Annotated in this window: 20 protein-coding genes; 9 read left to right on the forward strand and 11 right to left on the reverse strand. The window is 63.0% G+C overall.

Annotated elements, in window-relative coordinates:
• Window positions 1-136 precede the first annotated feature (136 nt).
• From EJ078_RS05115 to EJ078_RS05125, 3 genes are all read right to left on the reverse strand, one after another.
• Window positions 137-589, reverse strand: coding sequence for a hypothetical protein (locus EJ078_RS05115; protein ID WP_127246192.1), 453 nt, complete (start codon window positions 587-589; stop codon window positions 137-139).
• A gap of 110 nt (window positions 590-699) precedes the next feature.
• The gene (locus tag EJ078_RS05120) at window positions 700-1,062 is read right to left on the reverse strand and encodes a DoxX family protein (RefSeq protein WP_127246193.1); all 363 of its coding nucleotides are present in this window, start codon (window positions 1,060-1,062) and stop codon (window positions 700-702) included.
• A gap of 25 nt (window positions 1,063-1,087) precedes the next feature.
• Window positions 1,088-1,510 carry a VOC family protein gene (locus EJ078_RS05125; protein WP_127217095.1) on the reverse strand — a complete coding sequence of 141 codons (423 nt, stop codon included), beginning with the start codon at window positions 1,508-1,510 and terminating at the stop codon, window positions 1,088-1,090.
• Window positions 1,511-1,691: 181 nt separating this feature from the next.
• Here EJ078_RS05125 and EJ078_RS05130 point away from each other — a divergent pair, with 181 nt between their 5' ends.
• Window positions 1,692-2,447 (forward strand): helix-turn-helix domain-containing protein, encoded by a 756-nt coding sequence (locus EJ078_RS05130; protein ID WP_127403667.1) that lies wholly within the window; start codon window positions 1,692-1,694, stop codon window positions 2,445-2,447.
• A gap of 24 nt (window positions 2,448-2,471) precedes the next feature.
• Here EJ078_RS05130 and EJ078_RS05135 read toward each other — a convergent pair whose 3' ends face one another.
• The 3 genes from EJ078_RS05135 to EJ078_RS05145 are packed head-to-tail and all read right to left on the reverse strand — an operon-like array spanning window position 2,472 to window position 4,608.
• The gene (locus EJ078_RS05135) at window positions 2,472-3,320 is read right to left on the reverse strand and encodes a 23S rRNA (adenine(2030)-N(6))-methyltransferase RlmJ (protein ID WP_127403666.1); all 849 of its coding nucleotides are present in this window, start codon (window positions 3,318-3,320) and stop codon (window positions 2,472-2,474) included.
• A 7-nt stretch (window positions 3,321-3,327) separates the two neighbouring features.
• Window positions 3,328-3,951 (reverse strand): hypothetical protein, encoded by a 624-nt coding sequence (locus tag EJ078_RS05140; RefSeq protein WP_095823631.1) that lies wholly within the window; start codon window positions 3,949-3,951, stop codon window positions 3,328-3,330.
• Window positions 3,952-3,963: 12 nt separating this feature from the next.
• On the reverse strand, window positions 3,964-4,608 hold the full coding sequence (locus EJ078_RS05145; RefSeq protein WP_245457309.1) for a TetR/AcrR family transcriptional regulator: 645 nt from the start codon (window positions 4,606-4,608) through the stop codon (window positions 3,964-3,966).
• Between the two features lie 136 nt (window positions 4,609-4,744).
• On the opposite strand from EJ078_RS05145, the gene EJ078_RS05150 reads away from it, so the two are divergent.
• From EJ078_RS05150 to galE, 3 genes are all read left to right on the forward strand, one after another.
• Window positions 4,745-5,212: a carboxymuconolactone decarboxylase family protein gene (locus tag EJ078_RS05150; RefSeq protein WP_095800063.1), complete on the forward strand. Its 468-nt coding sequence runs from the start codon at window positions 4,745-4,747 to the stop codon at window positions 5,210-5,212.
• 794 nt (window positions 5,213-6,006) lie between these two features.
• Window positions 6,007-7,068 (forward strand): UDP-glucuronic acid decarboxylase family protein, encoded by a 1,062-nt coding sequence (locus EJ078_RS05155; RefSeq protein ID WP_127324484.1) that lies wholly within the window; start codon window positions 6,007-6,009, stop codon window positions 7,066-7,068.
• Window positions 7,068-8,201 (forward strand): UDP-glucose 4-epimerase GalE, encoded by a 1,134-nt coding sequence (gene galE / locus EJ078_RS05160; RefSeq protein ID WP_082954143.1) that lies wholly within the window; start codon window positions 7,068-7,070, stop codon window positions 8,199-8,201. Before EJ078_RS05155 ends, galE begins: the two co-directional genes overlap by 1 nt.
• Window positions 8,202-8,393: 192 nt before the next feature.
• Here galE and EJ078_RS05165 read toward each other — a convergent pair whose 3' ends face one another.
• Window positions 8,394-8,861, reverse strand: a complete 468-nt coding sequence (locus tag EJ078_RS05165) for a DUF995 domain-containing protein (protein WP_245457221.1) — start codon at window positions 8,859-8,861, stop codon at window positions 8,394-8,396.
• 513 nt (window positions 8,862-9,374) lie between these two features.
• On the opposite strand from EJ078_RS05165, the gene EJ078_RS05170 reads away from it, so the two are divergent.
• Genes EJ078_RS05170 through EJ078_RS05180 form a run of 3 tightly spaced genes read left to right on the forward strand, consistent with a single transcriptional unit; the run spans window position 9,375 to window position 12,389 of the window.
• Window positions 9,375-10,292 carry a lysylphosphatidylglycerol synthase domain-containing protein gene (locus EJ078_RS05170; RefSeq protein ID WP_127216986.1) on the forward strand — a complete coding sequence of 306 codons (918 nt, stop codon included), beginning with the start codon at window positions 9,375-9,377 and terminating at the stop codon, window positions 10,290-10,292.
• Window positions 10,293-10,297: 5 nt separating this feature from the next.
• The gene (locus EJ078_RS05175; RefSeq protein ID WP_066995901.1) at window positions 10,298-11,374 is read left to right on the forward strand and encodes a glycosyltransferase family 2 protein; all 1,077 of its coding nucleotides are present in this window, start codon (window positions 10,298-10,300) and stop codon (window positions 11,372-11,374) included.
• Window positions 11,375-11,405: 31 nt separating this feature from the next.
• Window positions 11,406-12,389 carry an NAD-dependent epimerase/dehydratase family protein gene (locus EJ078_RS05180; RefSeq protein ID WP_127216985.1) on the forward strand — a complete coding sequence of 328 codons (984 nt, stop codon included), beginning with the start codon at window positions 11,406-11,408 and terminating at the stop codon, window positions 12,387-12,389.
• A gap of 28 nt (window positions 12,390-12,417) precedes the next feature.
• Here EJ078_RS05180 and EJ078_RS05185 read toward each other — a convergent pair whose 3' ends face one another.
• From EJ078_RS05185 to EJ078_RS05195, 3 genes are all read right to left on the reverse strand, one after another.
• A complete protein-coding gene (locus EJ078_RS05185; RefSeq protein ID WP_164888307.1) occupies window positions 12,418-14,832 on the reverse strand; it encodes a sulfatase-like hydrolase/transferase in 2,415 nt (804 codons plus the stop codon).
• Between the two features lie 334 nt (window positions 14,833-15,166).
• Window positions 15,167-15,907 (reverse strand): sulfotransferase domain-containing protein, encoded by a 741-nt coding sequence (locus EJ078_RS05190; RefSeq protein WP_127215831.1) that lies wholly within the window; start codon window positions 15,905-15,907, stop codon window positions 15,167-15,169.
• A gap of 138 nt (window positions 15,908-16,045) precedes the next feature.
• Window positions 16,046-16,561 (reverse strand): hypothetical protein, encoded by a 516-nt coding sequence (locus EJ078_RS05195; RefSeq protein ID WP_245299612.1) that lies wholly within the window; start codon window positions 16,559-16,561, stop codon window positions 16,046-16,048.
• A gap of 231 nt (window positions 16,562-16,792) precedes the next feature.
• Here EJ078_RS05195 and EJ078_RS05200 point away from each other — a divergent pair, with 231 nt between their 5' ends.
• Window positions 16,793-19,468: a DUF6212 domain-containing protein gene (locus EJ078_RS05200; RefSeq protein ID WP_127215832.1), complete on the forward strand. Its 2,676-nt coding sequence runs from the start codon at window positions 16,793-16,795 to the stop codon at window positions 19,466-19,468.
• A 237-nt stretch (window positions 19,469-19,705) separates the two neighbouring features.
• Entirely contained in the window at window positions 19,706-19,996 is a 291-nt protein-coding gene (locus EJ078_RS05205; RefSeq protein WP_127215833.1) for a hypothetical protein, read from the forward strand.
• A gap of 33 nt (window positions 19,997-20,029) precedes the next feature.
• On the opposite strand, the gene EJ078_RS05210 is transcribed toward EJ078_RS05205, so the two are convergent.
• The gene (locus tag EJ078_RS05210; RefSeq protein WP_164750494.1) at window positions 20,030-20,983 is read right to left on the reverse strand and encodes a glycosyltransferase family 2 protein; all 954 of its coding nucleotides are present in this window, start codon (window positions 20,981-20,983) and stop codon (window positions 20,030-20,032) included.
• Window positions 20,984-21,179: the final 196 nt, after the last annotated feature.

The following is a 21,179-nucleotide window of genomic DNA, read 5'->3' on the forward strand; positions in this document are numbered from 1 at the left end:
GGCCGATTAGCCGATTTGCTTCCGGCGATAGCCGGCAAGCTCACAATATTCGCGATCGGACTGATGCGGTCGGCGGGCCGCACTGAGTGTTCCTGGGGCCTGAAGGCCGCAGGCCGGGGAATGGATCGGCGGCTTCTTACCGAAGCACGCGGCAGCGGCCGTTATAAACCATCCAGCGGTCGAAGCCGGAGACGCAGAACTCGACATTGTCGCCGATCGAGGCGAAGCCCTGGCCTTCCTCGATCAGGTAGAAGATCGAGCGGTCGCGGCCGTCCGACAGGCTGACGGTGGCGCGGCAATAGTGCCGGCCGATCGGCCATCTCTCGCTCGACGGCAGATAACGATGCAGGCGGATGTTATGGAAATCGGTGATCGCGACATCCGGCAGGTGCGGCACATGATGAACCTGATAGCTGAAGCGATCGGTGATCCTGCTCAGCACCCAGGCCTCGGCGCAGACGCTGCCGTCATCCTCGGTTAAAACGGCAAGGTCGGCAGCCTGCGCTGCCTGGGTGAAACCAAGCGATGTGCCAAGCGGCGTCAGAAGCGAAATCAGCGCGGCAAGGGCGGAATGGGCGAAGCGAGTCATGACAGCCTCTCAAGGTCGGTTGCACGCACTGTGCGGATTCGCTTGACGGTGGTCAAGCGGTTGTGAAGACAATGGTTTCCCAAATCATCGTTCCAGATGCGGTCCGGCTGTCAGACGGTTCCCGCCACCAGCAGTCCGCCGACGACGGCCAGGTTGATCAGGAAGGCGCTGCGCAGCACCTGCCGCTCCGGCTCTTCGGACTCCCAGAAGCGCAGCAGCGCGACGTTCGTCGCCAGCGTGAACAGGACAAGCGCGCCGGCGGCGAAAGGCACGGCACGGCCGAGCGCGAGCATCAGGCCGGCGACGACTTCGAGCGCTGAGCCGGCTGCCAGCATGACAGCGGGAGCCGGAAACTTCCGGCTCGCCAGATAGTCGCACATCGCCTTGAATTTCAGGAAGTGCTCGATGCCGGCGAAGACGAACACGCCGCCGATGAGAAGCGCGCCTATCGCCTGAACGGTATCGATCGACATGTCGACCTCCTGCCAGGCTTCCGGGTCAATCCTTCGGGATGAAAGCGGGGTTGTAGACGACTTCCCAGAGATGATCGTCGGGATCCTGGAAATAGCCGGCATAGCCGCCCCAGAAGGTCTTTTGCGCCGGCTTGGCGACGCGCGCGCCGGCCTTGACGGCCTCGGCCATCGCAGCGTCGACCTCGGCCGCGCTCGACACGTTGTGGCCGATGGTGAACTCGGTCGGACTGCGGCTGCTCTGCGGCACGGTGGCGTCGAGGGCGATGCTCGCGCGCTCGAAGATCGCGAATTTCAAGCCGCCGGCAAGCTCGAAGAAGGCGACGGCGCCGTGCTCGAACTCGCGGCCGATGATGCCTTCGGTCGGCAGGCCCAGGCCGTCGCGGTAGAATTTGAGCGACGCCTCCAGATCGTCGACGCCAAGGGTAAAGACGGTGATGCGAGCTTTCATTTCTCTCACTCCCTTCTATATTCGTGACCACATCCGCGACCGGATGCGGCGCGGTGAAGGCGCTGGACGCGCCAAGAGGCTGCATCCGTTTTGCCACGGCGGAAGCGACCCGCATTGAAGATTTCGGCCAAAATGGCCGAAGCGGACCCGCCAGAGCACGCCGAAGCAGATCGGAGAAGATATGGAAGCGGTCCTGGCGCAGACCACCGGCTTCTTTCGGGAACGGCCCGCCCCGGGAGGCCTGGCCGGCGCCTTCTCCGCCGTCTGGGTGCATCGCATGGCGAAGCAGGACGTCCCCCCAATCGTCGTCACGCCGGACGCGACGATCGATCTGCAATGGATCGAAGGTCGCTTCCGCGTGGCCGGACCGGACAAGGAGCCGCAGATCGAGCGCCTTCCCCCCGGGTCGGTGATCATCGGCTTCCGCTTCCGGCCGGGCGCGGCCGCCGGGTGGCTCGGCGTGCCGGCCGGCGAAATCGTCGGCGGGCGGCTGAGCCTCCAGGACTTATGGGGTACGCGTGCCCGCGAACTGTCGGATCGCGTCAAGGCCGCGCCCGACCTCGCCGGCATGGTGCGGCAGCTGGAAAATGAAGTCGGCGCGCATACAGAGGGGCGCGATGCGCTCGATGCGCTGATGGGCAGGGCCTTCGACCTCATTGATGAAGGCCTGTCGCCGGAGATGCCGCTGGTTCCCTGTCTGCTCAACCGCCTCAACATGAGCGAGCGGACGCTGCGCCGGCGTTTCGAGGACGCTTTCGGCTATGGTCCGAAGACGCTCGACCGCATCCTGCGCTTCCACCGCTTCCGGCGCCTGCAGCGACGGCATAGCGATGCCTCGACCGCGCTGCTCGCCATCGAGGCCGGCTACGCCGACCAGGCGCATCTGATCCGCGAAACCCGGCGGCTGACCGGCGTGACACCCTCGGCGCTGGCGTAGGTCAGTCTTCGGCTGGTCCCGGTCTCACTCACCGGCCAGCCATTCGATCGTCCAGCGCGACGGCTGTTCGACGGCAAGCACTCCATGCAAGGCCGGCAGCATCAGCCGCAATTCGGCCTCCAGCGTGAAGGGCGGGTTCACCACCAGAAGGCCGCTGCCGTCGAGGCTCGGTTCGCTCGAGGCAGGCCGGATCTCGAAGCCGATGTCGAGCAGTTTTGGAATGCCAGTCTCCTTCAGCGCGGCGCGGAAGGCGGCGACCGCCTTGCGATCCTTGATCGGATACCAGAGCGCGTAGATGCCGCCCGGCCAGCGCCGGTGCGCTCGGCGCAGGTTCTCGACGAGACGCTGGAACTCGCCCTCCTCCTCGAAGGGCGGATCGACAAGCACGAGCCCGCGCTTTTCCTTCGGCGGCAGATGCGCGCCGAGCGCCAACCAGCCGTCGAGCTCGATCACCCTGGTCTGGATGTCGCCGGCGAAGACGGCTTTGAGCCGCGCAGCGTCCTCGGAATGCAACTCGATCGCCGTAAGCCGATCCTGCTGGCGCAGGAGATGGCGCACGATCAGCGGTGAGCCGGGATAGCGGCGGAGACCGCCGTCGGGATTTTCCAAGCGCACCGCTTCCAGATAGGGCTGAAGCAACGCCGCCGTCCGAGGCTCGAGCGCGGCCTCGGATAGCCGGCCGATGCCGCCCTGCCATTCACCCGTCTTGCCGGCCTCCACCGACGCGAGATCGTAGCGGCCGATGCCGGCGTGAGTGTCGATAACGCGAAAGGCCTTGTCCTTCTGCTTCAGATACTCGACCAGCCGGCTGAGCACCGCGTGCTTGACGACATCGGCGAAATTGCCGGAGTGGTAGGCGTGGCGATAATTCATGCCGCCTTCACCTTTGCGAACCGCCGCGGCCCCAGCGCGGCGGCGGGGGCTGCGAGTTGGGATTCTGCGGCGGCTTGTTGCCGCGCCCAAAGACCAGCGAAAGCACCAGTCCAGCCAAGCCGACTCCCATCAGCGTGTAACCGGCCGGCTGCGCGCGTTCGTCGACCGAGCCGGTGCCCGCACGCAAGATCAGGTCGACGGCGCGCATGTCGATCCCGTCCGCATCGCCCGGACCGACAGTGAAGACGTAAGCGCCCGGCGTGACCGTCTCTATCACACCGGCCTCGTCGCGAAAGATCTTGTCGGGCAGCTGCGGGCTCACCTGGCGTGGATTGTCGGTGTGGTTGAAGGAGAGCGTCGAGGCGAGCGCCGTGCGGCCGCCGCTTGCCGCGGTCAGCGTCAGCACCGTGTGCTGCTGCGAGGCGACGCGCTCGGCACGCGCGGTGAGGTCGACCAGCACGCGAACAGGCGCGTCGCGCGCAGCGAGCCGTACGGTCGCCGGCCGGAAGCGGCCGCCCTCGTAGACGCGCCAGGTGCCGATCGCATGGCCGGAGAAATTGCTCACCGCCCAGGGATAGAAGACCCCGATGGCAGCGCCGGCGATGAGGACAAGAACCGAGAGGAAGCGCATTGAAAGCCCTGGTTAGAGTTTCTTGCGGGCGCGATCGCCACTTTTGGCGGCCTCGTCCCGGGCAGCGTCGCGAATCCGCTCCATCTCGTCCAGAAACATCTCCAGGCCAAGCTCGAAAGTCTTGTCGAAACCGCTTGTGCCAAAATAAGCCGCGGCCGTCACGACACTGGGATAGTCGCGCGCCAATTCTTCGTCGCTGACCGTGGTGACCGCCGACGGCCCCTTGGCGTAGCCGGCGGTCTCGTCGAGGATCGCGCCCATCAGATAATAACCGGCGGCGCGGAACAGACGGGCGCTGAGCTCAGGTCCGAAGCCGCCATCCTCGAACAGGCCGATGATGGCGTTCAACTTGGCGAGGCAGGGCGGCGAGTTCATGCGATAGACGACGATGAACGGCGCGAAGGCCGGATGCTCCGTCGCCACACGCCGGAATTCCTGCATACCGATGCGCGCCCGCTCACGCCAAGGAAGGCTGTCATCGGGGATCACGAGCCCGCTCATCTGGCGATCGACCAGCGCCTCGTAGAGATGCGCCTGCGAGGGAAAGTGATGGTAGATGCTCATCGCCTCGCAGCCGAGCCTGGCGGCGAGCTTGCGCATCGAGAAGCCGGAGAGCCCTTCCCGCTCGATTACCTCAAAGGCCGCGTCCTCGATCATCTCGCGGGACAATTTTCCGCGGGTTCGGATTTTCTTGCTCGGTGAGTCCATGGCGCCGCTTGACAACTTACACTGTAAGGTTCATGTTCCAAATCACCTTACACCGTAAGGCTAACAAAAACCAGAGGAGAACACCATGCCTGTCATTCGCATCATCTCAAGCGCGCACTCCTGCCTTCGCTCCGCCTCGCTGCTCGCCGCTATCGCGTTCACCGCGGCCTTGACCATGCCTGCCGGCGCCGACGACTACGACGCCGCCATCAAGGACATCCAGTCGGCCATTGGGGGCGTGCCCGGCTTCATGAAGCAGTTCCCGAAAGCCGGTCTGCCCGGCGCGTGGGCAGAGGTCAAGGCAATCGAGATCAGCGACAAGACAGCGCTGCCGCCGAAGGTGAAGTCGCTGATCTCGCTGGCGGTCGCGGCGCAAATCCCCTGCAATTATTGTGTTTGGTCGGACACCGAGAACGCCAAACGCGCCGGCGCCACCGACGAGGAGATCCAGGAGGCAGTCGCCTTGGCCGCCTTGACCCGCCACTGGAGCACCATCTTCAACGGCATGCAGGTCGACTTCGCCCAGTTCAAGAAGGAGATGGGCGGAGAATAGGGAGAGGCTATGAGGAGTAGAAACAGGAATGCACGGCGTCCAGTTGTCCAACCTGCGCTGCTCCTTGTGCTCCCCTTTTTGGTGCACCTCAGAGTGGTGGCGATGCCGGGAGGCCATCTCGGCGTGCCGGACAGCACGGCTGCGGAGCCGTCGTCACCACGGCCGCCTAGCCCCGATCAATTCGGAAAGCGCGTTTCGCAGACAGGGCCTGCGGGCTCGCCATATCTACCTGTTGGCGAGCTAAGATATACTTGCGCAATTTTCTAGCCCGAAAGACCGGCCGCAAGAAATGCCAGAGCCCGAGAGACGGCGCCAGACGCGTTCCTTGTTCTTCACCTTGAAGCCTTCCGCCCTAACGCTCGACGAGTTTTGCGAAGACCGCGGCACGCGGTGTTTACCGCGGGAAAACCGGACGGAACCGCCCTTTTTATGACGCAAAAGGCGCGCCTGCCTACGCCTACAGTTAACCAACAGCAAAAGAGTAACGTTAACGAATCCCTAAATTAGTTGACTATGCGGCGCACAGGTATATCTTTCTATACGTTGGGTGTGCAATTTGGGCGAGCAGTCCGCGGTGGTGGCAACCATGTTCGTGGATCGCGACTTAGGGGCAAAGGGACGCTGAGCGGCAGCACATAAAGCCGTACGGCAACGACCCCGCTTACTCAGACAAAACACACGTTTCTGGCGAGTCCGCGCATGCGGAGGGATCGCCATGATTTCACCTGGTCGGGCAACGCTGTTGCCCCGGCCCGGAACGATGATGCGTGGGTGTGTGCGAGTATGAGGTCGCCATGGGTAGGGTCATCAAGGTTCTGAAGCTGGACACCAAGCCGGGACGGAGGCGTGCCGATCAAGGACGCGCGCTGGTCGCCGGCGGAGCAGGATTTCTGGGTTCTCATCTGTGCCAAAGGCTGCTTGCCGATGGATATGAAGTCATCGCGCTGGACAATTTCCACACGGGCAAGCGCTACAACCTGTCAGCGATAGCGCGTGACGCGACTTTCACCTGCATCAGGCACGACATCGTCGAGGAACTGCCGACGGACCTGGCTGTCGACGAGATCTACAATCTCGCCTGCCCGGCTTCTCCGCCGCATTATCAGGCCGATCCGATCCACACCTTCAAGACCAGCGTGCTCGGCTCGATCAACCTTCTGGAGCTCGCGCGGCGACACAACGCCAAGATCTTCCAAGCCTCGACTTCGGAGGTCTATGGCGATCCGCTGGTGCATCCGCAGCCCGAAGGTTACTTCGGCAATGTCAACACGCACGGTCCGCGCTCCTGCTACGACGAGGGCAAGCGCTCGGCCGAGACGCTGTTCTTCGATTACTCACGGACATACGGCATTGATGTCCGCGTCGCGCGCATCTTCAACACCTATGGCCCTCGCATGCGGCCCGACGACGGCCGCGTGGTGTCGAACTTCATCGTCCAGGCGCTGCGCGGCGACGACATCACCGTCTACGGCAGCGGCGCGCAGACGCGCTCCTTCTGCTTCGTCGACGACCTGATCGAAGGCTTCGTGCGCCTGATGAACGCCGCCGTGGCCCCCCAGCACCCGGTCAATCTCGGCAACCCCGTCGAGTTCACCGTCATGGAATTGGCCGAGCTGGTCATCGACTATACGAATTCACGCTCGCGCATCGTGCACCGGCCGCTGCCGGTCGACGACCCCAGGCAGCGCAAGCCCGATATCTCGTTTGCCAGGCAGCATCTCGGCTGGGAGCCGAAGGTTGCGCTGAGCGAAGGCCTCGCCCACACCACTGCCTATTTCGACGCCGTCCTAGGCGGACGCCGGTTCATCGCCCCGCGCAGGGTCCAGGCATCAACCGCCAGGGAGGCAACGGCATGATGACCCGGCGCCCCGTTCTGGTGACGGGTGGCGCCGGCTTCATCGGTAGCCATGCCTGCAAGCTGCTGTCGGCGGCGGGCTACTTGCCGGTGGTCTACGACAATTTGAGCCGCGGCAACGAGAAAGCCGTCGCCTGGGGGCCGCTGGTCGTCGGCGACATCCGCGACCCCGAAGCGTTGCGGCGGGCGATCGAGACTCACAGACCACAGGCGATCATCCATTTCGCCGCCCTTGCCTATGTCGGCGAGTCGGTCAGCGCGCCGGCGGATTACTATGCGACCAATGTCGGCGGCACCATCGCCGTACTGGACGCCGCGCGGGCAAGCGGCATCGACAAGGTGATCTTTTCCTCGAGCTGCGCGACCTATGGCGTGCCGGAAGCATTGCCGGTGAGCGAGGCCTCGCCGCAGAAGCCGATCAGCCCCTATGGCCGCAGCAAGCTGATGGGCGAAGAAATCATCAGGGACTATGCCGCTGCCTATGGAACGAGATACGCGATCCTTCGCTACTTCAACGCCTGCGGCGCCGATCCCGAAGGCGAGCTTGGCGAGTGGCATACACCCGAAACCCACCTCATTCCGAGGGTGCTGATGGCGGCGTCCGGCATGATCGAGGCGATCGAGGTCTTCGGCGCCGATTACGAGACGGCGGACGGCACATGCGTGCGCGACTACATCCACGTCAGCGACCTCGCGCGCGCGCATCTCATGGCATTGATGCATCTCGAGGCCGGCGGCGACAGCCTGTCCGTCAATCTCGGCGCCGGCCGAGGCATCTCGATAAAGGAGATCCTCGAGGCCGTCGGCCGCGTCACCGGCCGGACGGTCCCGGTCGCCTATAAACCGCGCCGGCCCGGCGACCCGGCCGGGCTGTTCGCCGATCCCAGCCTTGCACAAGAGCAGTTGGGCTTTGTGGCGGAACTTTCCGATCTAGACACCATCGTCAGGACGGCAGCGCCCTTCTTCGGGCTCCGACCGGCCCTGAAGCCGAAGGTTTTCAAAGCGTCCGCCGGCGTCTCGCGCGCGAAGCGCGCGCCGCGCGGCATGAACGCCGCGGAAAAACGCCAGCCTGCACGGCTGGCAGTCGTCCCTGTGAGTACTGTGTCGGGGCGTGGGCTCGCTGAGCTGGGTTGACGGCTTGTCTCAGCGAGCCTCTTAGATTTGATACGCCGGGACAATTCCGAGCGGAAACTGCTAGAGCAATTCCAGGACGTGTGCAGCGGTTTTCCGTCCGGAAATTGCGTGAGCAAAGAGATAGAGCGGGTCGGCGTTTCCGTGAAACGGCCAGCCGCTCTAGGCATTTTTCTGGACGTGCGCCAGCAGCGACTAACTCTTGGGATCGACCAACTTGCGGGCCTTTTCGAAATCGACGCTCCTGGTATCGCCCGCCTGAATTTTCTTGAACTCGTCGGCCGAATTGTCCGAAGCGTGCCTGAAGCTGTACCACCGGCCATCCGGATCCCTCCGTTGCTGGACGGTCCCGTTCAGGACGCGATGGCTGAAACAGGTGCGGATGGGCTGTGCCGTATAGGCCGTGGACCGCCAGACGAGCTCCATGCACATCTTGCCATCATTGCTGAGATGCCATGTACCTTCGGCGAAGGACGTTGAACCAGGCTTGGACGTCCAGGCACGCATGCGCCTGTCCTGGGCGAAATAGGCGGCTCCGTCCTCCCAGTTCCAGGTGCGGTCGGCATAGAACAACTGCAACTCAAATGCCGTCGGCGTGGTGCCTGCTTGTGCCGCTGCCGGAGACCCAGCGCCGGCTGCGTGAGCAACGCCGGACAGCGCCACTCCACCGCAGAAGAGCAGAAGCATCAGGTCCGCGCGCCGCGCAGAACGACGGCACCTCACGCTCCGCGCTGGTCTGGACGGCAATATTTTTCGAACTGCAGGAATGATGAGCGATAACATTTCGACGACGCCTTTCGATCTGGCGTCACTACCCAGATTGGGTATTCGATCCCAATGCGCAGCTACCGCCCCCACGTGATATTAACTGCCGCTCGAGGAATGGTGTCAACCTTCCCGTCGCAGCGAGCCAAGATCGCCCGCGGACGGTGATTGCGGCCGCGCCAAAGCTTGTGGATGGGCAAGCCGCTGGTTTATAGGATCGGCCGCTTATGATGGAGCAGAAACGTTGAACGGGCCGGCGACCACGGAAGGGCTCGGAATCTTGGCGCCTCGCCAGGCCATTGGAAGCCGGCAAGGGAGCCGGCGGCCTGGAGCCGTCACCTTCCGTGCGCCCGATTTCGAAATCGAAGCAATTACCCGGAGTGCGGCGGTCGGCGCCATTCGGAGAACTGGTTGAAAAAAGCATTCTCGATAATCGTCACACTGGCGCTGCTGGCCTGGCTTGCGGCAGACTCGCGCTGGAAGATGGTGGGCGACGCCTTCGCCAGCATCACGCCCGGCGCCTTCGCTGCGGTGACGCTGGCGCTGTTCGTCACTTATGTGCTGCGCGCGCTGCGGGTCTGCGACGAGTTCCGCGACGAGGTGAACGGCCGCTTCGGCGCCTGCCTGCGCGTCATCCTGATTCACAACGCCATGATCAACGTGGTGCCGTTCCGCGGCGGCGAGACCGCCTTCCCGCTGCTGTTGCGGCAGGTGTTCGGCATCTCGATCGTGCGCGCCGGCGCTTCGCTCCTGTGGTTCAGGCTGCAGGACGCCTTCGTCGTCGGTGTGCTCGCCTGCCTGGTGTGGCCCGGTCTTCACCCGGCCCTCAGGGCTGCGGCCATCGCGGCGCTGATTGCCGCCGCCTGGTATCTGCCGCGCTGGGCGCGCGCGCCGCATGACTGGGCCGGGCGCGGCAGCATCGTGTCGAAGCTCGGCAAGCTGCGCGATATCTTCACCGAGGCCACGGGGCGCTCCCGCTACGGCTGGTGGTGGACGGTCGCCAACTGGACGCTGAAGCTTGCCGTGCAGGGATGGCTGCTCGCCATGCTGCTCGGCACCTCCTTCCAGACTGCCTTTCCCGGCGCCGTCGGCGCCGAGGCCGCCGCCATCCTGCCGGTGCAGGGTGTCGCCGGTTTCGGTACCTATGAGGCGGGCGCGGCAGCGGCGCTGCTTTATTCCGGCATCGCCATGAAGGACGGGCTGCAGGCGGCGCTGGCGCTGCATCTGTTCATCCTCTGCTCGGCCGTTGCCACCGGTGCGATCGCCTGGCTGTTTCCCTCGAAATCGACGCTGCCGGAGACGCCGGCTACGGGACCCGCAAGGAAATGACCGCCCTGGACATGCTTCCCATTCCTCAGTCGGGGCTGCCTGCCGGTGCCGTCATGCCCGAGCACCAGCTTTCCATCGTCATCCCGATGTATAACGAGGCCGACAACGTCGAGCCGCTGATCGTGCGTATCCACCAGGCGATGGAGAATTACAGCCAGCCCTGGGAAGTGGTGCTGGTGGACGACGGCAGCACCGACGCCACGCCGAATGAAATTCGCCGCCTGGCGGCCGAATACGGTGCGCATGTGCACGCTGTGGAGCTGGTGCGCAACTTCAAGCAGACGGCGGCCATGCAGGCCGGCCTCGACGCTGCCCGCGGCGATGTCATAGCGACGCTCGACGGCGACCTGCAGAACGATCCGTTCGACATACCGCGCATGGTCTATCGACTGCTGACCGAGGACCTCGACCTCGTCGCCGGCTGGCGCAAGAACCGTCAGGAGGGTTTCTGGATGCGCCGGCTGCCGTCACGCATCGCCAACTCGCTGATCGCGCGCGTCACCGGGGTTCGGCTGAAGGACTATGGCTGCAGCCTCAAAGTGTTCCGCGGCAGCGTCATCCGCAGCGTCAGGCTCTATGGCGAAATGCACCGCTTCATCCCGGCCTGGCTGGCGACGGTGACGACGCCGCGCCGCATCGCCCAGGAGGTGGTGACGCATCACGCCCGCATCCACGGCCAGTCGAAATACGGCATCTCGCGCACCTTCCGCGTGGTGCTCGACCTGGTCTTCATGTTCTTCTTCATGCGCTACCGCACCAGGCCCGGCCATTTCTTCGGCGGCATCGGCATCGTGTTCGGCGTGCTCGGCTCGCTGATCCTTGCCTACCTGTTCAGCTTGAAGGTGTTTTTCGGACAGGACATTGGAACGCGCCCGATGCTGTTCACCGGCTTCTTCCTGGTCATCGCCGGCCTGCAGATGGTAACGTCGGGCGTACTCGCCGAGATGCTGTCGCGCGTCTATCTCGAGGCCAATGTTTCGCTCGCCTATGTGGCGCGCCCGCAGCCCGCGCCTGGCGAAGGTGATGGCTGGCGTTGGCCGAGCCCGCCGGCGCAAGCCAAGAAAGCCCCGAGACGGAAATGATCCCGCCCCTGCCCTCATCCGAGGTCCGCGCATGACCATCCTTGTGACCGGAGCCGCCGGCTTCATCGGCAGCCATGTCTGCGAGCGCCTGCTCGCCCGCGGCGACGCCGTTGTCGGCGTCGACAGCATGAACGCCTACTACGACCCGGCATTGAAGGCGGCACGGCTCGCTCGGCTTTCCGGCCGGCACGGATTTTCGTTCCAGCAACTCGACATAGCCGAGCCGGGCGCGCTGGCGGCGACGCTCAAGGGAACGCTGCTGAGCGGCATCGTGCATCTCGGCGCCCAGGCGGGCGTGCGCTATTCGCTCGAAAATCCGCGCGCCTATATCCACGCCAACATCGCCGGCCACCTGGAGGTGCTGGAGCTCTGCCGTGCATCGCCCGAGATCAAGCATCTGGTCTATGCCTCGTCGAGCTCGGTCTATGGCGGCAACACCAAGGTGCCGTTCGTGGAAAGCGACCGCGTCGACAATCCGGTGTCGATCTACGCGGCGACCAAGAAGGCGGACGAGCTGATCAGCTCGACCTATTCGCATCTCTTTGGGCTGCCGCAGACGGGCCTGCGCTTCTTCACCGTCTATGGCCCCTGGGGTCGACCGGACATGGCGGCCTGGATCTTCACCGAGGCGATGCTCTCCGGCAAGCCGATCCGCGTCTTCAACCATGGCGAGATGTGGCGCGATTTCACCTATGTCGACGACGTTGTCGAGGGCGTGATTGCGGTTCTCGACAAGCCGCCGGCGGCCGGCCGCGAGCGCCACCGCATCTACAACATCGGCAACAGCCAGCCGGTGCATCTCGGCCGCTTCATCGAGACGCTGGAAGGGCTGCTCGGCGTGAAGGCCATCCGTGAGGATCTGCCCATGCAGCCCGGCGATGTCGAGAAGACCTTTGCCGACACCAGCGCGCTCGAGCGCGACATCGGCTTCAAGCCGAAAGTGCCGATCGAGGAAGGACTGGCGAAATTCGTCGACTGGTACCGGCGGGAATGGCGGCCGGAGGGCAAGCTGTAAAGCGAAGCGCTGCCGCCGATGCGCTGCCCTACATGCATCCTTCGATAAACGGACCGCTGCCCCATAGCGAGCCGTTGGTATACATGGCGGTTCCGCTGTCGTCGGTGTAGCCATGGGATTGCTCGTCCACGTGCAGCTTGCTGTTGGGCACAAGCTGCCCGTTCACTTTTATGCTCTTGATGAAAAGGTTGCGATCGCCGGGCCGGCCGTCTCCGGCCCACTCGTCGTTGACATAACGAATTTCGATCGTCTTTGGATTGGGCACGCCGCTAAGGTCGATGTGGAACGGTTGCGCCTCGACGGCCGCCTCCGTCAGTTCCGCCACGCGCTGCTCGCCTGTCGAGGCCTTGCTCTCCTTGCCCTGGACGGCGATCTCGCCAAGGCGCTTGCCGTCGGCGAAGACGTCGAAGCGAGGCTGACCCTGGTAGTCGGTGCCGGCCGCGTCGATCTCCAAGCTTGTGGCTGTGCAGTGCCCCGCGTCTCCGGCCGCGTTGGCGACAAGTGTGGCTATGCGCCGCTTTTGCGATTGCACCCAGCCGGCAATCGGCTGCAGCAGCGCCGTTCGATCGCTCGAGCCTTCATTGAATAGGTTCGTCTTTTCGCCGGGATCGGCCTTAAGGTCGTATTCCTCGACCCTGCCGGTGGTAGCATTGAAGATCACCTTTCGATCATTGTCGCGATAACCGAGCAAGGAGCCGGCCCACGGATTGAAGAAGAAGGTCCTGTTTGGCCGTTGCTCGCTGAACAGGCTGCGGCCCTGCCACTGCTCGGGCAAAGGCAGCCCTAGTATGTCCATGATCGTCGGAGCGATATCGATGATGCCGCCGACCGGATGCGCGACTTCGTCATGGAAAAGGTGCTTGTTGATCATGATCAGCGGGATGTGGACGTTCTCGTCGTAAATCGCGGTGGCATGGACGTAGTCGCCATGTTCTCCGAACGCCTCGCCATGATCGCCAAGGACGACAACCAGCGTCGAATCGAGCTTGCCGGACTGCTTCAGTGAATCGAGGATTTCACCGAACGCCGCGTCGCCGACCTTCAGGGCGTTGAGATAGGCATTGAATTTTTCGTCATCGACGTAGCGCACCGGCCCGATGTCTTTGGCGGAAGGCACCATGTTCGAGAACATCGGGCTGCCGGTGATGTACGGATAATGCGTCATGGCCGTGAACATGATGCCGAAGAAGGGCTTCTGCGGATCCTTCCTCATCCAGTCGATGATCATTTGGGCCGTGCAGAGGTCACTGTTATAGTCCATGTTCTTCCACTGCTCGGTACTGAGCTTGAAGGTCGGGGTGGCGCATTTCTGCCCCCGATAGTCCTGGATGACGTCCAGTCCCTTGTTGAGCAGGAACTCGTCCACACGCTGGAAACGGGAATCGGCGCTCCAGAAGAACCCGGTGCGAAAATTATGCTTGGACAGGGCGTTGGAGATCGTCTCCAGCGGCAGGTACGGATATTTGGCAGTCATCCCGTAGAATGAGATGTCGTTGTACATCGAGGTCAGCAGCGAGAAGATCGAATAGTGCGTGGAAGGCGCATGCGCATAGATCTTGTCGAACCGAATGGAATCTCCGGCATAGCTCTTTATGTTTGGCGTGATCGGATACTGGCCGCCAAAGGTCTCAATGTATTTCGACGGCACCGACTCCATCAAGAAAATCAGCACGTTCTTGATCGGATTTGGCGTCGGCGCCTTGAGGCTTGAGGTTTCCGCCGGACGCTCCCCGACGCTGGCGACATCGGGATCATTGCCGCCGGCGCTCATCGCAAAAGTCACCGGCGTCGAACTGAACCACGCCGACTGAGCGAAATACACGATAGGATTGTCGACCTTGGATGCTGGCAGCGACTGAGCGCGCACATGATAGCCGCTGCCGACCAGGGCCGCGCCAACGCACAGAACCACAGCGATGAGAAACCTCTTGCGGCCTGCGGAACTCAGCCGCTGGCACAAACTGCCCGCGGCGTAGCCGAGGGCCAGCACCAGAACGATGGACCCGAAAAGGATCGCGGCATCCCTCACGTTGAGGGCGTCGCCCATCGCGCTCTTGGCGTCGGCATTCTGCAGGAAGTCGCCATAGACCAGCCACTGGAAGGTGAAAGGCTCACCCAGCATCTTGACGAGATTGATGTTGGCAAATCCCCAGCCGAGCGACACCAGGACCACGAGATAGAAAAGGGAGGCGACTGCCGCGGATGCGAGCCGGCTTGACTTTGTAAGGAAGAGCAGGATCAGCGTTGCCGCCGTCACCGATGTGATGAGTATCAGGTCGTAATAGCTTGCCGCCAATCCCATGGGAATGGACGCCAGGCCTCCCTGAAATGTCGTTTGCGGATCGACGATTACGGCCCGGTAGATGCCCAGCAGAAGCCATAACCACAGGCTGGTGCAAATGACGCGCAAGGACGTCCGCGTGAAGCGAAGTTCCTGCGTCAATGCAGGTTTCGTCCTCGATCCCGTCTGGCCGCCCTCGGACCGGCTCGCCGAGCCCATACCGCCGCCGATACTCATGAGATTGCCCACCGCCAGTTTGTGCTCCGGCCAGAAACCACGGCCGGCAGCTTTCAAACCTCGTGCGCAAAATCGGTTCGGGGCAGGAAAGAGTCAACAAAATCAAGTGTGCGTTAACGACGTCTCTTCAGAACTGGTTAACCGCAAACATTGAAAGACGATGGGCTTGCCAAAGCGCCGATCAGCATGGAAGCGGCCAACTTGCGGCAGCGAAGAAGGCTGAGACCGTGTTGCGGGCCGGCCCGGCTTCATTCCGACGTCAGCCGAACGCGTACAGATCGTCCGTCGAGACTGCCCTGAAATAGGTCACGAATTCCCAGTAATTCTCGATGCGGTCGACGAAAGGCCGCTGCGGCGGCTTCAGGATCTCGGTCTCGAAGTGGTCCAGTCGCTGGGAACCGCCGAGATAGGCAATGATTGCATTGCCAACCAGTGGATCGCCGATGTCGCTATAGTGGATCGGGAAATACGGCTGTCGGGTCTCGAACAGCACGGATCTGATCTTTGCGCGAAACAGATTCAGCTCGCGCAGAAACGCGTTGAAACGTTCTATGTCGAAATGCACCTTCTTTCTGGGGCTGTCGGCTGCGAACCGATCGGTGGCATGGACTGTCCATACTCCGGATGCTTCCGCTTCGAGCAGCGAGACGAAGGACGCGATCGGATTCCTGACAAGCCAGAGCTTCTTGACGCTTTCATCTTCCAACACGGGGAGTATGGCCGCGCGCGTCTGGTCGGGAAATATGTGAAAACCGACGAAGCGAGCCGACGGATCGTCGAAGATGCGCGCGGTGAACTGCTCCGGCTCGGCATCTCGCAAATCGACCCGATCGCGCGGCAGATCGATCTTCTCGTGATAGTCATGGCGCAAGCCGACGAAGCTCGGATTGAAGATTTCGCCGTGCAGGACCATCCCGTCATACTGGTTGAGATGGCGATTGAGCGCTTGAGAACCGGTTCGTGGCGAAGCGATCAGCACGAACTTCTGACAAGACTGCATTCACGCCACACCCGTTGGAGTTTGCCCGAACATACACAAACGACCTCTCCGTTCAAATGTGCGCGGCCGCTTGAAACGGCAACGGCGGGCGCCCTGAAGCACCCGCCGTCGTCGGTGTCCCAGCACTTGCTGCGGGGTTCAACCGCCGCGCAGGCGCGTTGGGCTGAGGCTCGCAATGGTCGATCGCTGTTCGGCGGGACAAGTCGGCAGGAACCGGCTCGCATCCGCATAAGTCATGGTGGTGACGGAGTTCTTCAGGCCGCCGCGCTTGGCGATCCAGCCGCGAACCCAGCCAGGGTAGTTCTTCATCATGAAGTCGGCCGCGACCTGGTTGCCGCGCGCCCCGGCGCCATACGGCAGGTGGAAGCCGAACGATGCGTTGCGCGTAACGCAGACCTTGCTCTTGGGCATCGCCAGGTAAAGCGTGCAGGCCGAATCGCACGCACCGTTGAAGCGCACGAAACCGCCGCTGCGGCGCATCTTCAGCATGCGGATGGCATAGTCGATTACATAGCCGCCGCGGTCGCCGCTGATCGTCTTGACGTAGCCCTTGCCAAGATTCATGCGCGGACGCAGCAATTGGTCTGCCGAGCTCGTCGAAATCATCGCGCCCGTCAAGGCGAGCGCAGCGAGAAACTTCAATATCGTTTTCATTCGCGCCTCCTGCTATGCCGTGAACGGTTAGCCGGGACGCGTAAAGATTGGTTATGCCGTGTCGATAAACTTGTAACAATCGCTTGATTGCACAGTCTTTTTAGGAGCCGCTTGATTGCATTGATTTATCAACGCCGCAGAAGGATGATCACTGAAAAGTAAATCCGGCATGGTCAAAGACCAGAGAAGCGTGGAAGCCTTGCCGGTCGATTTGGGTCAGAGGAACGTTCAATGACCGCTGGAAGCAAGCCGAAGCCGGAAGGCGGTCGTCGCCGCATCTGCGTGGTCACGCCTGCGATCCGGCGCGACGCCGATAAAGACGATGCCTCGGCGCCCGGCGAACTTGCAAGGCTCTTCGCCGAAAACGGAGACGACGTCACGCTGCTGTGGGTTGCCGGCCGGGACGTGCCATCCACGGACGAGGTAGCTGCCCGCCGGGCGGAGTTCGGGGCCGCCTCGGTCAAACTGGAGGTTCTCGACCGGTCCGACCAGCTGCTTCCCTCGCTGGCGACGCCCGAAAGCCGCTCCGCTGCGCTGCTGCATTATCTCGAGCGGTGCAGTTACGATCTGGTCTACGCGCCGCTGGAGGGTGGCCTGCCCTACTTCACCCTGCTCGCGGCTGAGACCGATGCCTTCGCCACGCCGCCGATCGTCCTCCTTGCCCGCGCTCCGCAAGAATGGGCGCATGAGGCCGACAAAACATTCATGGGCAGCACAGAGGCGATCGCCACGGCCTACATGGAAAAGTACTGCGCCGAGATGGCCGACAGGACGGTCTGTGCATCCGCCGCCCTGCGCCAATGGATGCTGTCGAGAGGCTGGAAGGTGAGAAAGGCGACGGTGCTGCCGCCACCGCTTCGGGCCGTCCGGACCGAAGCGCCGCAGCCACCCATCGCGAGCAAGGCGCGTGAGCTTGCCGCCCTGGCCGGATCGCGCTTTCGTGACGGGCTGACGCTGCTCTGCGACGCGCTCGACGTCCTCGCGCAATCGGCGCCCGAAGGGCTGACCCTCACCGCGTTCGGTCCATTCGGCAAGATCATGGGCGAGCACAGCGGCGGACTGCTTCTGCGGCGCGCCGAACGTTGGCCGTTCCGGCTCAAGCTGTTGCCGCGCGCGACCCTCGAGGAGAGGCTCGACTACCTCGCACGCAGCGGCGCCTTGGCCGTTGTCCCAAGCCTTGCCGCATCGACCGGCGAGGCCGTTGGCGCATGCACCGCGGCAGGGCTGCCCTTCGTCGCAACCAATGCCGGCGCGAATGCCGAAGCCTGGAAGGCTGAAGCCGGCCAGCCGCCGCTGGTCGAGCCCGACGCGGCGCAATTGGCGGCCGCCATGCTGGCGGCGCTCGAGAAGCCGCCCCGGCCACGGCGGATCGATATGACGGGGCCCGGCCGCAAGGCATGGCTGGATACGCGCCCTCTGCCCGCTGCCCGGAAGCGCATTCGCAAGCGGCCCCAACCGGCGCCCCTGGTTTCGGTGGTGATGGCGCATCGCAACCGGCCGCTCTATCTCAAACAGGCCATCGAAGCGGTCGAGGCGCAAACCTACGGCAATCTTGAACTGGTGCTGGTCGACGACGGAAGCGATCTGGAAGAAGCCAGGCAATTGCTGGATACGTTGGAACCAGGCTTCGGTAAGCGCGGATGGAGGATCCTGCGCCGGCCGCACAAGCATCTTGGCGCCGCCCGCAATGCCGGAGTGCGCGCCGCGCGCGGCGAGTTGGTCCTGTTTGTCGACGACGACAATGCGCTTTTTCCGGAAGCCGTCGAGCATTTCGTCCGTGGCATGGCGGCATCGGGCGCGGACATCTGCACGGCCTTCCAATTGCTCTTCTATGAGGATTTCGTGCCCGAGGACCGGGCCGACGGCCTGATCCAGTATCTGCCGCTTGGCGGCCCCGACGCGCTGGGCCTGATCCACAACGTCTATGGCGACGCCAATGCGATGGTGCGCCGGTCTGTTTTCTCGCAGATCGGATTTTGGCTTGAGGATCCCGGCTATGCCATGCACGACTGGGAGTTCTTCGCGCGGGCGTCACTCGCCGGGCTCAAGCTCAGGCCCATTCCAAAGCCGCTCTACTGGTACCGGTCGAAGCCGGACGGCATGTTCCGCACGTCGAATTGGTACGACAACCGCTTGCCTGTCCTGGAGGCGTTGCGGACGCTGCGATCCGATGACACCCGGCTGATCCACCAAATGGCCATCGCGCAGAACACGGCGCGTTCCGAAGTCAACAGCGCGCGCGAGAACCTGAAATATAAGCCTGCCGATCGCAAATATTTGGCTCTCAGCGACCTCGAGCCGAACGGCGAGGCAGCGATCGAGACGCTCGCCGGCATCGCCGCTTCTGTCGGCCGCCACGATACTGCCACCGCCTTGCTTGGAGACGGTCTCGCCAGGCCGCAGCCAGACGCATCAGGCAGAGCCGTGGCGGCCGGCGCTTCAGGCGCGCTCGCTTACGACGTGCTGAGGAGCGCAAGGCTGCTTACGCCGCGCACTGCAGCGCTGCCGTTGTTGCTGGTGGCGCCCGACGGCGGCGGCGTGTTCCTGCGCCCGCATGCGGAGGGTGCGGTCGCAGCATCGATCGATCATCAATTCCCGCCCTTCTTTCGCAGAATAGAGGCCGCCATCGAACTCGCCCATGCCGAGGCTCCGGCAATCGCGTTCGGCCTGGCGCTCGCCCGCCCGGACCGGCCTATAGACTGGCAGCAGGATGTCGGCGCGCAGACAATCGGCTTTTCCGGCTGGATGACGGTCCGCGACAGATTCGTGCGCCACGCCTTGGCGGCGACGGTCAATGTCAGGCGCAAGATGCCGCTTTCGATCGTGCTCGCGGTGCGCTTCGTGGAAGGACCGAACGGTGCTCCGAGCAACGCCTTCTTTCGGACGCTGACGGTGTTCAGCGACTAAAGCAGGACGTTCGAAATCTGAACTCGACATGCTGCCGGTTCGCCTGTTTTTCGGCGCCGCATTTCTGCGGCCACGACGCGATTCAGCCCCGTCGGCGAGAAATAGCCTTCACAGGCCCAAGCAGCCGCTCAAAGTTAACCATCTCTCAAGCCGATTTCTTCCGATATGGTTGACAAATTGCTAACAAATCAATAGTATCAACAGCCTATGGGGTATGTAGTGGCAAGGGTGGGCGTAATGCGTAAGATACAGTCGCTACTTCTGGGCGGACTCAGTCTGCTCGGGTTGAGCGTCGCGTTTTCGAATGCGGCGCAAGCGCAAATCGAAGTTGCTCCAATCAAGGAAGCCGAGCTCGCCTGCGAGCAGGCCCTCAAGATCGGCACCATCGAGGCGCTAGAGGACTACCTGCATCGTTATCCGAATGCGCCAACGGCCTGCAAAGCGCTTGCTTTGAACAGCTTGTCGCAGTTTGCCGGGGGCGGTGGGAACGGCAATGGCGGGGATGGCGGCGGCCGCTACGGCGGATAATTGCCGGCGGCATTTCGCCAATAGATCGTCAGATCAGCTGGCCGCGGTTTCCTGTAACCGCGGCCAGCCCGTCGCGACGAATTCGGCGTAGCGATCCGAGGTTTTCATCCAGCCGAGTTCCACGAGCTGGGTAGTGTCGCCGCGATAGCGCACGGACCGGTCGTTGCGAAGCGAGAGTTTCGGATTGCGCTCCAAGGCCTCCATATAGGCGGCGCGCTCTTCGAGCGTCTTTTCTTTCAGTTGCGCATTCTCGCCTAGCGAGGATGCCGATTTCTGCTGGAAGCCCCAAACAAATTTGAAGTGCAGCAGCGCGGCGCGGAGTTCGCTGAACCGCACCTTGCTGATGGTGTGCTGCGCCGCGTGATAATGTGTGTCCCTGCTCCACCGCACGATCGGCACCTTGGTCAGGCACGGTGGAAAGGTCTGCTTGAAGCGGCCGCGCCAGAAAACGCGCTCGCGCACCCCGCCGAACATTTGCTCGGGAGGATAAAGTCCATCCCGCGCGCGCAGCCATCCCGGCTCCGGATCGAAATAGGAGGATGCGTGCACCAAAGGGATGCTGCCGTCGTAGCTGCACTCCGCCAACGGTCCGTCCGGGTACATGTCGATCATGGATCCGATCACAGCTTCGGCGCCGGTCGACTCGAGATAATTGAAAAGCCGGCGCAGGCTCACGCGCTCGAGATCGGGATAGACAAGAAGCTCGTCGGCATCGACGGACAGACACCAGTGGCCGGAACCGAACACGCGCATCAATGTGTTGATCCATCGCGGCGGGGTGATGTTCTCGGCGAAATGCGACCCCTCCGTGTGGAAACAATGGCTGTCCGGCTGCTCCAGGACTAGTTCTCGCGTCCCGTCCGTCGAGCCGTTGTCCAGGAAGAAGAACCGGTCGACTCCGAGCCTTCGATAATGTTCGAGAAGATGCGGCAGCAACGTCCTCTCGTTGCGCAGTGCAACGAAGCACAGAATCTCGTCCTTGCGCACGTCAAGCGGCCTATGGTCCAGCCGCTCAAGGTGTTTTGGAGGTCGATGGGCAAGCATGCGAACGCCAATCAATACGGTTTGCGCGAGGAGCCTGGACAGGCTTGCGATGATTATCCCGGTCAGACGATTATCAAAGTGTTATCCACCTGTTGGCAAGACTGCTGCGGCTGAGGATCGAGGGGGACCGATTGAAGGT

Source organism: Mesorhizobium sp. M1A.F.Ca.IN.022.06.1.1 (assembly GCF_003952605.1).
Classification (GTDB): domain Bacteria; phylum Pseudomonadota; class Alphaproteobacteria; order Rhizobiales; family Rhizobiaceae; genus Mesorhizobium.

Coding starts and splice junctions, on each gene's coding strand:
- EJ078_RS05115 (WP_127246192.1), bottom strand. CDS start 589: ATGACTCGCTTCGCCCATTCCGCCCTTGCCGCGCTGATTTCGCTTCTG.
- EJ078_RS05120 (WP_127246193.1), bottom strand. CDS start 1,062: ATGTCGATCGATACCGTTCAGGCGATAGGCGCGCTTCTCATCGGCGGC.
- EJ078_RS05125 (WP_127217095.1), bottom strand. CDS start 1,510: ATGAAAGCTCGCATCACCGTCTTTACCCTTGGCGTCGACGATCTGGAG.
- EJ078_RS05130 (WP_127403667.1), top strand. CDS start 1,692: ATGGAAGCGGTCCTGGCGCAGACCACCGGCTTCTTTCGGGAACGGCCC.
- EJ078_RS05135 (WP_127403666.1), bottom strand. CDS start 3,320: ATGAATTATCGCCACGCCTACCACTCCGGCAATTTCGCCGATGTCGTC.
- EJ078_RS05140 (WP_095823631.1), bottom strand. CDS start 3,951: ATGCGCTTCCTCTCGGTTCTTGTCCTCATCGCCGGCGCTGCCATCGGG.
- EJ078_RS05145 (WP_245457309.1), bottom strand. CDS start 4,608: ATGATCGAGGACGCGGCCTTTGAGGTAATCGAGCGGGAAGGGCTCTCC.
- EJ078_RS05150 (WP_095800063.1), top strand. CDS start 4,745: ATGCCTGTCATTCGCATCATCTCAAGCGCGCACTCCTGCCTTCGCTCC.
- EJ078_RS05155 (WP_127324484.1), top strand. CDS start 6,007: ATGGGTAGGGTCATCAAGGTTCTGAAGCTGGACACCAAGCCGGGACGG.
- galE (WP_082954143.1), top strand. CDS start 7,068: ATGACCCGGCGCCCCGTTCTGGTGACGGGTGGCGCCGGCTTCATCGGT.
- EJ078_RS05180 (WP_127216985.1), top strand. CDS start 11,406: ATGACCATCCTTGTGACCGGAGCCGCCGGCTTCATCGGCAGCCATGTC.
- EJ078_RS05190 (WP_127215831.1), bottom strand. CDS start 15,907: ATGCAGTCTTGTCAGAAGTTCGTGCTGATCGCTTCGCCACGAACCGGT.
- EJ078_RS05195 (WP_245299612.1), bottom strand. CDS start 16,561: ATGAAAACGATATTGAAGTTTCTCGCTGCGCTCGCCTTGACGGGCGCG.
- EJ078_RS05200 (WP_127215832.1), top strand. CDS start 16,793: ATGACCGCTGGAAGCAAGCCGAAGCCGGAAGGCGGTCGTCGCCGCATC.
- EJ078_RS05205 (WP_127215833.1), top strand. CDS start 19,706: ATGCGTAAGATACAGTCGCTACTTCTGGGCGGACTCAGTCTGCTCGGG.